Annotated in this window: 8 protein-coding genes and 2 tRNA genes; 8 read left to right on the top strand and 2 right to left on the bottom strand. The window is 73.0% G+C overall.

Annotation, left to right across the window (positions count from 1 at the left end):
• Positions 1 to 85: 85 nt before the first annotated feature.
• Both EOT10_RS08315 and EOT10_RS08310 read right to left on the bottom strand, forming a co-directional pair.
• On the bottom strand, positions 86 to 4,480 hold the full coding sequence (locus tag EOT10_RS08315) for a PAS domain-containing protein (protein ID WP_127827434.1): 4,395 nt from the start codon (positions 4,478 to 4,480) through the stop codon (positions 86 to 88).
• 287 nt (positions 4,481 to 4,767) lie between these two features.
• Positions 4,768 to 5,223, bottom strand: a complete 456-nt coding sequence (locus EOT10_RS08310) for an SSI family serine proteinase inhibitor (RefSeq protein WP_127827816.1) — start codon at positions 5,221 to 5,223, stop codon at positions 4,768 to 4,770.
• A 217-nt stretch (positions 5,224 to 5,440) separates the two neighbouring features.
• On the opposite strand from EOT10_RS08310, the gene EOT10_RS08305 reads away from it, so the two are divergent.
• From EOT10_RS08305 to EOT10_RS08270, 8 genes are all read left to right on the top strand, one after another.
• Positions 5,441 to 5,531 (top strand) — tRNA-Ser (locus tag EOT10_RS08305).
• A 218-nt stretch (positions 5,532 to 5,749) separates the two neighbouring features.
• Positions 5,750 to 5,822 (top strand) — tRNA-Arg (locus EOT10_RS08300).
• Between the two features lie 121 nt (positions 5,823 to 5,943).
• On the top strand, positions 5,944 to 6,843 hold the full coding sequence (locus EOT10_RS08295; RefSeq protein WP_189491337.1) for a DUF2797 domain-containing protein: 900 nt from the start codon (positions 5,944 to 5,946) through the stop codon (positions 6,841 to 6,843).
• Between the two features lie 84 nt (positions 6,844 to 6,927).
• On the top strand, positions 6,928 to 7,842 hold the full coding sequence (locus EOT10_RS08290; protein WP_127827432.1) for an amidohydrolase family protein: 915 nt from the start codon (positions 6,928 to 6,930) through the stop codon (positions 7,840 to 7,842).
• A gap of 136 nt (positions 7,843 to 7,978) precedes the next feature.
• Positions 7,979 to 8,728, top strand: coding sequence for a response regulator transcription factor (locus EOT10_RS08285; protein ID WP_127827431.1), 750 nt, complete (start codon positions 7,979 to 7,981; stop codon positions 8,726 to 8,728).
• Positions 8,725 to 10,302, top strand: a complete 1,578-nt coding sequence (locus EOT10_RS08280; protein ID WP_127827430.1) for a sensor histidine kinase — start codon at positions 8,725 to 8,727, stop codon at positions 10,300 to 10,302. The genes EOT10_RS08285 and EOT10_RS08280 overlap by 4 nt, the downstream gene beginning before the upstream one ends.
• 26 nt (positions 10,303 to 10,328) lie before the next feature.
• A complete protein-coding gene (locus tag EOT10_RS08275; RefSeq protein WP_127827429.1) occupies positions 10,329 to 11,663 on the top strand; it encodes a bifunctional glycosyltransferase family 2/GtrA family protein in 1,335 nt (444 codons plus the stop codon).
• Entirely contained in the window at positions 11,660 to 13,789 is a 2,130-nt protein-coding gene (locus EOT10_RS08270; protein WP_127827428.1) for an ArnT family glycosyltransferase, read from the top strand. Before EOT10_RS08275 ends, EOT10_RS08270 begins: the two co-directional genes overlap by 4 nt.
• Positions 13,790 to 13,802: the final 13 nt, after the last annotated feature.

Below are 13,802 nucleotides of genomic sequence, written 5' to 3'. Positions count from 1 at the left end.
CGTGAAACAGGGGCGGTCCCGAACGGGCCGCCCCTGTTTGCCAGTTACTGCTGCGAGCCTGAGCCCGAGCCGGGTTCCGGGTGACTCAGTTGGTGCCGATCTTCGCCAGCAGGTCCACGATCCGGCCCTGAACCTCGTCGCTCGTCGACCGTTCCGCCAGGAACAGGACGGACTCGCCCGCGGCCAGGCCGGGCAGTTCGGCCTCGTCGACGGCGGCCGTGTAGACGACGAGCGGGGTGCGGTTCAACTGGCCGTTCGCGCGCAGCCAGTCGACGATCCCGGCGCGCCGGCGACGTACCTGGAGCAGGTCCATCACCACGAGGTTCGGCCGCATCTGCGCGGCCAGCGTCACCGCGTCCTCGTCGGTGCGGGCCCGCGCGACCTGCATCCCGCGCCGCTCCAGGGCCGCGGTGAGCGCGAGCGCGATCTCCTCGTGCTCCTCGATGACCAGGACGCGCGGCGGGTGCTGCTCGCTGTCCCGCGGCGCGAGGGCCTTCAGCAGGATCGCCGGATCGGCGCCGTACGCGGCCTCGCGCGTCGCCTGTCCGAGCCCGGCCGTCACCAGGACGGGCACCTCGGCCGCCACGGCGGCCTGCCGCAGCGACTGGAGCGCGGTGCGCGTGATCGGACCGGTCAGCGGGTCGACGAAGAGCGCGGCGGGGAAGGCCGCGATCTGTGCGTCGACCTCCTCACGGGAGTGCACGGTCACCGGACGGTAGCCGCGGTCGCTCAGGGCCTGCTGCGTGGTGGCGTCGGGCGCGGGCCACACCAGGAGGCGCCGCGGGTTGTCGAGCGGCTCCGGAGGCAGCTCGTCGTCCATGGGCTGCGGCTGCGGCCGGTCGGCGATCTCGACGGCGCCACCGGGGCCGTCCAGCGGCTCGGGGCCCTCGTCGGCGTCCTGGTCGGGGGCGCCGATCGCGTACGAACGTCCGCGGCCCTCGGACGACGGCGACAGCAGCGACTGCGGCTGGCCGGGCTGCGAGGACGGGGAGGACGGGCCGGGCTGGGACTGGCCGGCCGGCGTCGTCGCCGACGGCTGGGCCTGTGACGGCTGTGAGGCGGTCTGGGGGTGCGGCCGGGCCCCGGTCTCCGGACGGCTGCCCGAGGGGTCCGGCGGAGTGGACAGCTTGCGGCGCCGACCGGAACCGCTGGGCGTGCCCTGGGCCGGAGTGGGCGTCTGCGTCGTTGCCTGAGCCTGCTCCTGCGGGGCGGCCGGGGGCTGCGGGACCTGAGGGGGCAGGGGGACCTGGAGCGACGGGTTGCCGCCGGTGGACTGCGCGGGCAGCGGCCCCGACGGCTGACCCACGGACCTGCCCACCGGCCGGCCGGGCTGCGCGCCAGGCTGGGGCTTCGCCGGAGGAGTAGCCTGCGCGCTCGGGAGCGCGGGGGTCGGCAGTGGCTGAGCCGTGCCGGGGGCCGGCGGCTGAGGCCGCGCGGGACGCTGCTGCTCGGCGATCTGACGGCCGAACGGAACGCCCTGCCCCAGCGTGCGCACGCTTATGGCGCGCCCCTGGGTCGAGTTGGGGTCGGCGGGCGCGGCCTCGGCGGGGAGGGGCTGCGCGGCGCGGGGCCCGGCACCGTTCTCGGGCGGGAGCGCGGCGCGGGCGCCCTGAGCGGCCTGTACGGGGTGCGGCTGCGGAGGGGTGTGGCTGTCGGCGGGGTGACGCGAGGCCGTGTCGTGGCGCTCGGCGTCAGCGTCGGTGCCTGCGGCGGCACCGGCACCCTTACCTGCACTCGTACCTGCACCCGTATCGGCGTCGGCAGCCGTACTTGCACCCGCACCCGTAGCCGTAGTCGTACCCGGATCCGTGCTCGTGGCAGGTTCGGGTGTCGTCCGGTCGGCTTCCGCGGGCGGCAGGGCGAACACGGGGCGTGGGGCACCGGACTGCTCGGCGGGCCGTTCCGCGGAGCTCCCGAGGGCGCGTCGCGCGCGGCGGCCTGAGGGGACGTTTTGTCCGGCCTGGGAGGTGTCGGAGGACTCGGGACCGGAAGTGCCGGCGGGCAGCGCGGCCTGCTCGGTGTCGCGTCGTGCCCGTCGGCCCGTGGCGGCTCCGGCCGGCACCCCCTGCGGCGGCACGGTCTCGCCCAGGGCGGGAGACCCAGCCGCGTGCTCGGCAGCGGTCACCACGGACCCCTCCGAGGCAGCAGCACCCGCACCCGCACCCGCGCTCGCACCAGCACCCGCACCCGCCGGAACCGCGACCTGCGCGACCTCCGCCGGATTCGGCCGCCCGCGCCGACGCCCGGTACCGGAAGTACCCGCATCGCCCGCGGCCGTCCCACCTGCCGGCGTCTCCGTAGCCTGCGCCGGCAGCTGCAGCCGCTCCTGCGCACCGGGCGCACCCGGCGTCGCGGACGCGGCTTCCGCCGTAGCTCCCTCGGCCCGCCGCCTGCGCCGTCCGGTCGGAGCGGCCGCACCGGCGCCCGTCTGACCACCGTCACCGGACGCCGAATCCGCGCCCCCAGCACCAGCACCAGCCCCAGCCGCCGTGCCCGTGCCCGTGCCCGAGACACCGCTCTCCAGGAACGAGTCCACCGACGCGCCCGAAGCCCGCCGGGCCCGGCGCCGGCCGCCGCGCGTGGCGGTCGCCTGCTCGGGCAGTTCCAGGGCGCCGGCCGCCGGAGATCCGGCGGGCGCGGCCAGGGAAGCCACCTCGACCTCGGTACCGGGAACGGTCGACGGGTCGACCGCCGCAACAACCCCGGCCCCGTCACCGATCGGCACGTCGAGGACGTACGCGCTGCCGTTCATGCCCGGCACCTCGTGCGTCTGCACGACGCCGCCGTGCGCGCGCACGATGCCGCGCACGATGGGCTCGTGCACCGGGTCACCGCCCGCGTAGGGCCCGCGTACCTCGATACGGACGCTCTCGCCGCGCAGCGCCGCCGCCACGACGATGGTCGAGTCCACGTATCCGCCGGCGCCCACGGTGGGCACGACGCCCATACGCGCGTTGCCGGTGGCGTCGATTCCGGCGACGTCGGCGACGAGGTGGGCGAGGGCGGTGGCCAGGCGTTCGGCGTCGACCTCGGCCTCGATGGGCGGGGCGTGCACGGCGAACTGCGCGCGGCCGGGCCCGATCAGCTCGACGGCCCCCTCGACGCCCGCGGCGACGACCGCGTCGAGCATCACCTTGGTGCGGGTGAGCCGCGCGTCGCCGGAGTCGAGGAGCTGGTAGCCGAGCACGTTGTCGACGAGCGTGGTCATGCGGGTGTAGCCGGCCGCGAGGTGATGCAGGATCTGGTTGGCCTCGGGCCACAGCTGGCCCGCGTCGTCGGCGGCGAGGGTGGTGAGCTGGCCGCGGAGTTCGTCGAGGGGGCCGCGCAGCGACTGGCCGAGGACGGCGAGCAGCTGCTCGTGCCGGGCGGCGAGGGCTTCGTAGCGGTCCTTCTCGCGCTCGGCGAGCGCGGCGATCCGGTCCTTCTCGGCGGAGAGTTCCTCGGTGTGCTGCTCGATGATGCCGGCGAGTTCGGTGGCGTGCTCCTCGGCGGCCCGCGCGATCTCGGCCGCGTGCTCCTCGGTGGTGCGCGTGAGGGTCTCGTCGTGTTCCTTGGTGGTGCGCGCCAGCGTCTCGGCGTGCTCCTCGGCGAGGCGCGCCGACTCCTTGTCCCGCCGGTCGATCTCCTCGGCGTGCGCGGTGACGAGCTCGTCGTAGGGCCGCCGGTCGGTGAACGTCATCACGGCGCCGACCAGTTGGTCACCGTCGCGCACGGGCGCCGTCGTCATGTCGACGGGCACCTTGTTGCCGCTCTTGGACCACAGGACCTGCCCGCGCACCCGGTGCTTGCGTCCGGAACGCAGGGTGTCGGCGAGCGGGGACTCCTCGTAAGGGAACGGCTCGCCGTCCGCGCGCGAGTGGAGGAAGAGCTTGTGCAGCTCCTGGCCGCCCAGGTCGCTCGCGCGGAACCCGAGGATCTGCGCGGCGGCCGGATTGACGAGCACGATGCGCCCGTCGGTGTCGGTGCCGACGACGCCCTCGGAGGCGGCGCGCAGGATCATCTCGGTCTGGCGCTGCGAGCGGGCGAGTTCGGCCTCGGTGTCGATGGTCCCCGACAGGTCGCGCACGACGAGCATGAGCAGCTCGGAGGCCCTGCTGCCGTAGCTCCCGCCGCCGTACGAGCTGTTGCCGTAACCGTCGACGGCGTCGCTTCCGTCGGCGAGATTGGCGCTGGTCACCTCTACGGGGAACTCGCCGCCGTCGGTGCGGCGGGCCATCATCCGGGTCGGCTTGGTGCGTCCGCGCTCGTCCGTGGTGTCGGGCCTGCGCATCGATCCGGGGATCAGCCGCGAGTCGAACTCGGGCAGCAGATCGAGCAGTCCGCGCCCCACGAGCGCGGTGCCCGGGGCCTCGAAGGCCTCCAGGGCGATGGTGTTCGCGTTGACGACGGTCCCGTTGGCGTTGACGAGCACGAGCGCGTCCGGGAGCGCGTCGAGTATGGCTGCGAGGCGAGCAGCGCCTCGGGATGGCCTGCTGCTCACGACGACGCTTCCTCCCTGGTTACCGCATCTTGCTGACCGCGCGGGCCATCTTGCTACGTGGCCCGCGGCATGTCACGGGAGGGAGTCTACGGGCAGAGGTTGCGGTCGCGACGCCGGATGAGAGGGAGGTCGCACGCGGAAGATGTGCCCTTGGAATGAAGACGGGTGGCGGCACGCCCCTCCTGAGCAGGGTGACGGCGGGGCTTGTGGGTGCATATGCCTGGTCACGGCGCCCGCGGCCACGGAACCGCGCCCGGGCCGTCACCCACGTGACGGCCCGCCGCTGTTCACCTGCCGGTCGCGGGCAGTACGGGAACGAGCCCCTGCCATCGCGAGATCTCACAGCCGTCGGTCCTCTTGTACGTCGCGTTCACGGGCCGGCCGTGCCACGTGCCGGTGATGCGGGCGGTCGCGGAGCCGCCGTACTGCATCGTGCACTGGGCGCCCTCCGGGAGCGGGGCGAACGGGTCGTGGCCGTCCGCGGACAGTTGGTCGAGGCGCGCGCAGGCGTCGGAGGGTTCCGGATGACTGCCGCCGGCGGGCCCGCACTCCAGGTCGTACGTCCCGTCCCGCCCGTCGCCCGCGTCGCTGACGGCGATCCGCAGCTGGTCCTGGCCGGCGGGCTTGCCGAGCAGCGGCAGAGAGGGGAGGCCGAGCGGTCCGGTGTCGGCGTGGGCGGCGGCGGGGACCGCGGACAGGGCGGCGGCAGAGGCGGCGACGGTGACGGCGAGGCGGCGCAGCAGCATGAGTGTTCCTCGGAGAGCGATACGGAAGAGCGGGACACCGCGTCTAACGCCGGGCGGCCCGTGATGTTGCGGTGGCCCGGGGAACACGAGGAGGAACAGAAGGGCTTTGCCCTTCGGCCTGGGCTCCTAGTACCGTGGGGGCCGATTGGTGACACCGCGCGCTGCTGTGTCATCATCTGGACGCACCACTCGCGCTCGCGCGGGGGGTCGTGCTGGAGGCGTCGCCTAGTCCGGTCTATGGCGCCGCACTGCTAATGCGGTTTGGGCCTTCAAGCCCATCGAGGGTTCAAATCCCTCCGCCTCCGCTTCACGATCGAAGCCCCGGTCCTCATGGACCGGGGCTTCGGTGCTTCCTGGCTGCTTCCCCGATGCTTCCCTGCTGTTTCCTGGCTCCAAAGTGGCGTTTGCCCAGGTCACAAGGGGTGGGGCTATCGGATTTCACATGGCGGCGGCAGTCATGTAATGTTCTTCCTGTCGCCGGGAACGGGCCGCAAGGGCCGGGAACGAGACAACAAAAGAACAAGCACTCGTAGCTTAACGGATAGAGCATCTGACTACGGATCAGAAGGTTGCAGGTTCGAATCCTGCCGAGTGCACATCATGAGAAGCCCCCCGGAGATCCTCCGGGGGGCTTCTTCGTGTCGTGCCCGGCTCCCTGTGTCGTGTCAGTTTCTCGGGGCGGCCGGGATGTCAGTGGCCGGGAGTAGCGTCCGGAGCATGACGTGGTGGTGCACCGGGGTGCGGTGGCGGGTCGGGGGCGGGCCCGCGCTGGGGTGGTACGGGGAGGGGAAGGGGGAGCGGGAGAGTCCCCTCGCCTTCGGGGACGTGCTGGCTTTCCGGGCCGTGGGCGGGCGCAGATGCCTCGGGGTGTGGCGGGGCGGGCGGCGTACGCCCTGTCCGGCGGGGGAGGCCGTGCCCGGGCGGGGGACGCGCGCGCAGTGTGCCGAGTGCGCCGGGATCGACCGGGCGCACTCCGTCGCCGCGGACACCGTGGCGGACGACCCGCGGCCGTACCACGTGTATCTCGCCTGGTTCGGGGACGGGATGGTGAAGGTGGGGATCACCGGGGTCGGGCGGGGTTCGGCCCGGCTGCTCGAACAAGGGGCCGTCGCGTTCACCTGGTTGGGGCGCGGGCCGCTGATGGCCGCGCGGCGTGCGGAGGAGCTGCTGCGCAGCGCGCTCGGGGTTCCCGACCGGATTCCGTACGCGCGGAAGCGGGCCGTGCGGGCGATGCTGCCTCCGGCCGGTGAGCGGGCCGGGGAGCTGGAGAGGGCCCATGCCACGGCGATCGCGCTCGACGGGTGGCCCGAGTCGCTGGAGCGGCTGCCCTGCGAGGTGGTCGACCACGCGGAGGTCTTCGGGCTCGCGGATGGGCTCGCGGACGGGCTCCGTGGCGGTGGCGCCGGGTGTGTGGTGAGTGAGTTGGTCGAGGGCGGTGTCGTCGCGGGGACGCTCGTCGCGGCGGCGGGGCCCGATCTCCATCTCCTGGAAGCGGGCGGGCGCGGGCTCGTCGTCGACTGCCGGCTGCTCGGCGGCTGGCGGCTGGAGCGGGTCTCCGGGGCTGTCACGTCCGTGCCGGTGAAGGAGGTGCCGGCGATGCAGGGCGGGTTGTTCTAGGCGTGGGCCGGGCCTGCTTCCCGTAGGGCGACGTCATGCGCGAAGGGTGGACACGGGACGGGGGCGGGCCCGAATGTGGGGGACATGAGTGATCAACCGGAAACTCCTGTCGGCGCCGCCGAGGTCGCGCGGTTCCGGGAGCGGCACGGGCTCGACGGGCCGGGCGGCCTGATCGACGTGCACACCCACTTCATGCCCGAGCGCGTGCTGGCCAAGGTGTGGGAGTACTTCGACGCGGCGGGGCCCCTGACCGGGATGGCCTGGCCGATCACGTACCGGGAGGAAGAGGGGCAGCGGCTCGACCGGCTGCGGGAGTTCGGGGTGCGGGCCTTCACCTCCATGCTCTATCCGCACAAGGCGGGCATGGCGGAGTGGCTCAACGGGTGGGCCGCCGACTTCGCGCGCAGGACCCCCGGCTGTCTGCACACGTCGACGTTCTTCCCGGAGCCGGGCGTGGACCGGTACGTGCGTGAGGCGGTCGAGGCGGGCACACGGGTCTTCAAGGCCCATGTGCAGGTGGGGGCGTACGACCCGAACGACGAACTGCTCGAACCCGTATGGGGCCTGCTCGCCGAGGCCGGCGTGCCCGTCGTCATGCACTGCGGCTCGGGGCCCGCCCCCGGCAAGCACACCGGGCCCGAGCCGGTCGCCCGGCTCCTCGCCCGGCATCCGCGCCTGCCCGTGATCGTGGCCCACATGGGGATGCCCGAGTACACGGACTTCCTCGACCTGGCCGAGCGGTACGGGGAGGTGCGGCTCGACACGACGATGGCGTTCACGGACTTCACCGAGGGCTTCTCCCCGTTCCCGCGCGCGGAGCTGTCCCGGCTCGCCGCTCTCGGTGACCGGATCCTGCTCGGCACCGACTTCCCCAACATCCCGTACCCGTACGTCCACCAGCTGGAGGCGCTGGAGCGGCTGGGGCTCGGGTCGGCATGGCTGCGGGCCGTGTGCCACGGGAACGGGGCACGGCTGTTCGGGCTCGACGGCACTCCGTAGGAGTTCTCGGCGGCACCTCCTAGGAGTTCTCGACGGTGCCCCTAGGAGCTTTCAACGGCACCCCCTAAGCGTTTTCTCAGGGAATTCACAGGAACGCGAAAGCCGGTTCTCAGGGCGGGCGCGCAGGGTGTGCAGCATGACCACGACCTCGCCCCAGGGGCGTACCGAACTGCTGAGGCCGGACGGGAGCCCCGTGCGGGTCCTCGTCGTGGACGACGAACAGTCGATCACCGAGCTGCTCTCCATGGCCCTGCGCTACGAGGGCTGGCAGATCCGCAGCGCCGGGGACGGGGCGGGCGCGGTGCAGACCGCGCGCGACTTCCGGCCGGACGCGATCGTGCTCGACATGATGCTGCCCGACATGGACGGCCTGTCCGTGCTCGGGCGGCTGCGCCGGGAGCTGCAGGACGTGCCGGTGCTGTTCCTGACCGCGAAGGACGCGGTCGAGGACCGGATCGCCGGTCTCACGGCGGGCGGCGACGACTATGTGACCAAGCCGTTCAGCCTGGAGGAGGTCGTCGCCCGGCTGCGCGGTCTCATCCGCCGCTCGGGCGCCGCCGACCGGCGCAGCGAGTCCGTGCTCGTCGTCGGGGACCTGACACTCGACGAGGACAGCCACGAGGTGTCCCGCGGCGGGGACGGCATCCATCTGACGGCCACCGAGTTCGAGCTGCTGCGTTTCCTGATGCGCAATCCGCGCCGGGTGCTGAGCAAGGCGCAGATACTGGACCGGGTCTGGAGCTACGACTTCGGCGGTCAGGCCAACGTCGTGGAGCTGTACATCTCGTATCTGCGCCGGAAGATCGACGCCGGGCGCGAGCCGATGATCCACACGCGGCGCGGTGCCGGATACTTGATCAAGCCGGCCGTCCCCGCGGTGACATGAGCGGGCAGCGGCAGCCGCGCGGCCCGCACGACAGGCAGCGGCAGTCGCGCGGCCCGCACGACAGGCAGCGGCAGTCGCGCGGCCCGCAACGCAGGCGGCGGCAGCCGCGCAGCCTGCGCAAACGCCTTGTCATCACGGCTGTCGCGCTGATCGCCGTCGTGTGCGCGGTCATCGGCACCGTCACCACCATTGCGCTGCACAGCTATCTGTACGCCCAGCTGGACAAGCAGGTGCGCGGCGCGGTCGTCCTGTCCACGGGCGGTCCCGGCCCGGGCCGGCAGGCGCAGGACCTGAGCTTTCTCGCCGGTCCCAGCCGCCCCGGCACCGTCGGCGCGATCGTCGGCTCCGGCGGGCACGTGACGGAGGCCGCCAGGAGCGCCGCCGACCGGGACGCCCCCATAGTCCCGTTGACCGGCGAGCAGACCACCGCCCTGCAGAGCGTTCCGCAGGACGGGGAGCCGCACAGCGTCAGCCTGCCCGGGCTCGGCGACTACCGGGTCTCCTCGAATCCGGTCGGAAACGGAAACACGCTGGTCGGCCTGCCGGAGTCCGAGGTCACGAACACGCTGAACACCCTCGTCGTCGTCGAGGTCAGCGTCACGGCCGCCGGTCTCGTCGCCGCGTCGCTCGCCGGCGCCGCCATGGTCGGCGTGGCCCTGCGCCCCCTGCGCCGCGTCGCCTCCACCGCGACCCGAGTCTCCGAACTCCCCCTGCACAGCGGCGAGGTGGCCCTCCACGAACGGGTCCCCGAGACCGAGGCCGACCCGCGCACCGAGGTCGGCCAGGTCGGCGCCGCCCTCAACCGCATGCTCGACCATGTGAACGGCGCGCTCGAAGCACGCCAGCAGAGCGAGACGCGCGTCCGTCAGTTCGTCGCGGACGCCAGCCATGAGCTGCGTACGCCCCTGGCCTCGATCCGTGGATACGCCGAACTCACCCGCAGGGGACGCGAGGAGACCGGGCCCGACACCCGGCACGCGCTCGGCCGCATCGAGTCCGAGGCCCACCGGATGACCGGTCTCGTCGAGGACCTGCTGCTGCTCGCCCGGCTCGACGCGGGACGCCCCCTGTCCTACGAGAGCACCGACGTCTCCCCGCTCGTCGTGGACGCGATCAGCGACGCGCGGGCGGCCGGGCAGACCCACACGTGGCGGCTCGAACTGCCGGACGACCCGGCCCTCGTACTGGCCGACGGGCCCCGCCTCCACCAGGTGCTCGTGAACCTGCTGGCGAACGCCCGTACGCACACGCCGCCCGGCACCACCGTGACCGCGCGCGTGCACCGGCGCGGGCCCTGGGTCTGTCTGGACGTGCGGGACGACGGGCCCGGAATTCCGCCCGAGCTGCTGCCGCACGTCTTCGAACGGTTCGCGCGCGGCGACACCTCCCGCTCCCGGGCGCACGGCTCGACCGGTCTCGGCCTCGCCATCGTGCAGGCCGTCGCGGCGGCGCACGGCGGTGCCGTCACCGTCGACAGCGTGCCCGGCCGGACCGTGTTCACGGTGTGTCTGCCGGCGCTTGCCGGACCCGTGACGCACTCACAGGCGGGCCACAGTCTCACCACACGGGCCTGACAGGGCAGTTGGTGAATGTCGGTGTCATGCGAACCGACTCTTCCCCGGACACCGACCCCTCGCCGGGAGTGCTGCCGGCGCGGGAACATCTACCGGCCGGCGCGGGCGACGCACCGGTCCTGGACGTGGTGATCCCGGTCTACAACGAGGAGCAGGACCTCGGCCCCTGCGTGCGCCGCCTGCACCACCACCTCGTCGCCACCTTCCCCTACCGCTTCCGCATCACGATCGCGGACAACGCGTCCACGGACGCCACCCCCGACGTCGCCGCGTCCCTGGCGGCCGCGCTGCCCGCGGTACGGCACGCGCGCCTGGAGCAGAAGGGCCGCGGCCGGGCGCTGCGCACTGTCTGGTCCGCGTCCGACGCGCCCGTCCTCGCGTACATGGACGTCGACCTGTCCACGGACCTCAACGCGCTCCTTCCGCTGGTCGCCCCGCTGATCTCGGGCCACTCGGACCTGGCGATCGGCTCGCGCCTCGCGCGCAGTTCCCGTGTCGTGCGCGGGCCGAAGCGCGAGTTCATCTCCCGCGTCTACAACCTGATCCTGCGCGGCTCCCTCCAGGCCCGTTTCTCCGACGCCCAGTGCGGGTTCAAGGCGATCCGGCGGGACGTGGCGAAGGTGCTGCTGCCGCTCGTCGAGGACAGCGGCTGGTTCTTCGACACGGAGATGCTGGTCCTCGCCGAGCGGGCCGGGCTCCGTATCCACGAGGTGCCGGTCGACTGGGTCGACGACCCGGACTCGACGGTGCACATCGTGAGGACGGCGACCGACGACCTCAGGGGCGTGTGGCGCGTGGGGCGGGCGCTCGCGGTCGGCGCGCTCCCCCTGGACCGGCTCGCCCGCCCCTTCGGCGACGACCCGCGCGACCGCCAGGTCCCCGGAGTGCCCGGCGGACTGGCCCGCCAGCTGGTCGGATTCTGCGTCGTGGGCGCCCTGTCGACGCTCGCCTATCTGCTGCTCTACTCGGGATTCCGTACGTTCACGGGGTCCCAGGTCGCCAACGCCCTCGCCCTCCTCGTCTCGGCCGTCGCGAACACGGCCGCGAACCGCAGGCTCACGTTCGGCGTGCGGGGCCGCGACCGCGCGGTCCGGCATCAGGCCCAGGGTCTCGTCGTGTTCGCCATCGGCCTCGCCCTGACCAGCGGCTCCCTCGCCGCGCTCGGCGCGGCCACCACGCACCCGGCGCACTCCACGGAACTCGCGGTGCTCATCGCCGCCAACCTCGCGGCCACCGTGCTGCGCTTCCTGCTCTTCCGGGCCTGGGTGTTCCCCGAGCAGTCCACTCCCCCCGCCCCCACCCGACCCACGTACGACCACGAGTCACCCACGTACGACCACGAGCTGGAGACCGGACGATGACCCTGCCCTCCCACCCGACCGAGGCGCCCCCGGTCCCCCCGCCCCCTGGCGCGCCCGCCACGCAAGGACACGGCCGTCCCCCCGAACAGCCCCCGCTCACCCGGATCTGGCGCGGGCGCGACGACGACCCGCGCTGGGCGCGCCCCGCGTTCCTCGGCCTGCTGCTCGTCGTCGGCCTCGCCTACCTGTGGAACCTGAGCGCCTCCGGCTACGCCAACTCCTTCTACTCCGCGGCCGTGCAGGCCGGGAGCCAGAGCTGGAAGGCGATGTTCTTCGGCTCGCTCGACTCGGCGAACGCCATCACCGTCGACAAGCCCCCGGCCTCCCTGTGGCCGATGGCGCTCTCCGTGCGGATGTTCGGCCTCGGCTCGTGGGCGATCCTCGTGCCGCAGGTCCTGATGGGTGTGGCGACGGCGGGCGTCCTGTACGGGGCGGTGCGGCGCCGGTTCAGCGCGGCGGCCGGGCTGATCACAGTGGCGGCGTTCGCGCTCACGCCGGTGGCCGCCCTGATGTTCCGCTTCAACAACCCGGACGCGCTGCTCGCGCTCCTGATGACCGTCACGGTCTACTGCGTGCTGCGCGCCATGGAGAACGGCCGCACGAAGTGGCTGGTGTGGGCGGGCGTCGCCGTCGGCCTCGCCTTCCTCGCGAAGACGCTCCAGGCGTTCCTGATCCTGCCGCCGCTGGCCGTCCTGTACGCGGTGTTCGCGCCGGGCAGGCCGCTCAGGCGGATCGGGCAGCTGCTGCTCTCCGGGCTCGCGACGGTCGTCGCGGGCGGCTGGTGGGTCGCGGCCGTGGAGCTGTGGCCCGCGTCGTCGCGCCCGTACATCGGCGGTTCCCAGGGCAATTCGTTCCTTGAACTGACCTTCGGCTACAACGGGCTCGGCCGCATCAACGGCGAGGAGACCGGCAGCGTCGGCGGAGGCGGTGGCCGGGCGGGCGGCGGCAGCAGCATGTGGGGCCAGACCGGCATCGACCGGATGTTCAACTCCGAGGTCGGCAGCCAGATCTCCTGGCTCCTGCCGGCCGCCCTGCTGCTGCTCGTCGCCGGAATCGTCGTCACGTGGAAGGCACGGCGGACGGACACGGCGCGTGCCGCGTTCCTCGCGTGGGGCGGCTCGCTGGTGATGACCACGGTCGTCTTCAGCTTCATGGCCGGGATCTTCCACCAGTACTACACGGTGGCTCTGGCCCCCTACGCCGCCGCGCTCGTCGGCATGGGCGCGAGCGTGCTGTGGGAGGAACGGGCCAGGTTCACGGCCTCGGCCGCGCTCGGCGTCACGGGTGCGGTGACGGCCGTGTGGTCGTACGTGCTCCTGAACCGGACGCCGGACTACGTGCCGTGGCTGCGCTGGGTGATCCTCGTCGGCGGCGTCGCGGCGGGACTCGGGGTCGCCCTCGCCGGCCGGATCAACCGTCAACTGGCGCTCGGGGCGGCCGGGTTGGGGCTCGTGACCGCGCTGGCCGGGCCGGCCGCGTACACGGTCAGCACGCTCGGCACCGGGCACAGCGGATCGATCGTGACGGCCGGTCCGGCGGGCGCGAGCATGATGGGCGGTCCCGGCGGGGGCCGCGGCGGCGTCGTTCGCTTCGGCGAGGGCATGCCGGGCGGAGGGATGCGATCGCCGGGCGGCGGTATGGGGCAGCCCCCGACCGGAGGGATGCCCGGCCAGCCACCGACCGGCCAGAACCAGGGCCAGAATCAGGGCCAGAAAACAGGCGCGCCCCGCATGGGTGAACGCGACGGCATGGGCGGGCTGCTCAACGGCGCCCAGGTCAGCGCCAAGGCCAAGGCCCTTGTAGAAAAGAACGCGGACGACTACACCTGGGCCGCCGCGGCGATCGGCTCGCAGAACGCGGCGAGCTACCAGCTCTCCACCGGGAAGCCGGTCATGGCGATCGGCGGCTTCAACGGCAGCGACCCGTCCCCGACGCTCGCCCAGTTCAAGCAGTACGTCGGAGACGGGAAGATCCACTACTTCATCGGTGGCGGCGGCATGGGCGGGGGCGGGACGGGCGGCGGCAGCGGCACCGCCTCCGCGATCCAGTCCTGGGTCGAGAAGAACTACACGAAGGTCACCGTGGGCAGCGCGACCTTCTACGACCTGACGAAACCGAAGGCCTGACGAAACCGACCTG

Source organism: Streptomyces antnestii, from assembly GCF_004005495.1.
GTDB classification, from domain to species: Bacteria; Actinomycetota; Actinomycetes; order Streptomycetales; family Streptomycetaceae; genus Streptomyces; species Streptomyces antnestii.
The sequence above is the reverse complement of the archived record's forward strand: the minus strand, read 5'-3'. Positions and strand labels throughout refer to the sequence as shown.

Bases quoted from the DNA above. Each gene is read 5' to 3' on its own strand.
- EOT10_RS08295 (WP_189491337.1), top strand. From the start codon at position 5,944: ATGACGTGGTGGTGCACCGGGGTGCGGTGGCGGGTCGGGGGCGGGCCC.
- EOT10_RS08290 (WP_127827432.1), top strand. From the start codon at position 6,928: ATGAGTGATCAACCGGAAACTCCTGTCGGCGCCGCCGAGGTCGCGCGG.
- EOT10_RS08285 (WP_127827431.1), top strand. From the start codon at position 7,979: ATGACCACGACCTCGCCCCAGGGGCGTACCGAACTGCTGAGGCCGGAC.
- EOT10_RS08280 (WP_127827430.1), top strand. From the start codon at position 8,725: ATGAGCGGGCAGCGGCAGCCGCGCGGCCCGCACGACAGGCAGCGGCAG.
- EOT10_RS08275 (WP_127827429.1), top strand. From the start codon at position 10,329: ATGCGAACCGACTCTTCCCCGGACACCGACCCCTCGCCGGGAGTGCTG.
- EOT10_RS08270 (WP_127827428.1), top strand. From the start codon at position 11,660: ATGACCCTGCCCTCCCACCCGACCGAGGCGCCCCCGGTCCCCCCGCCC.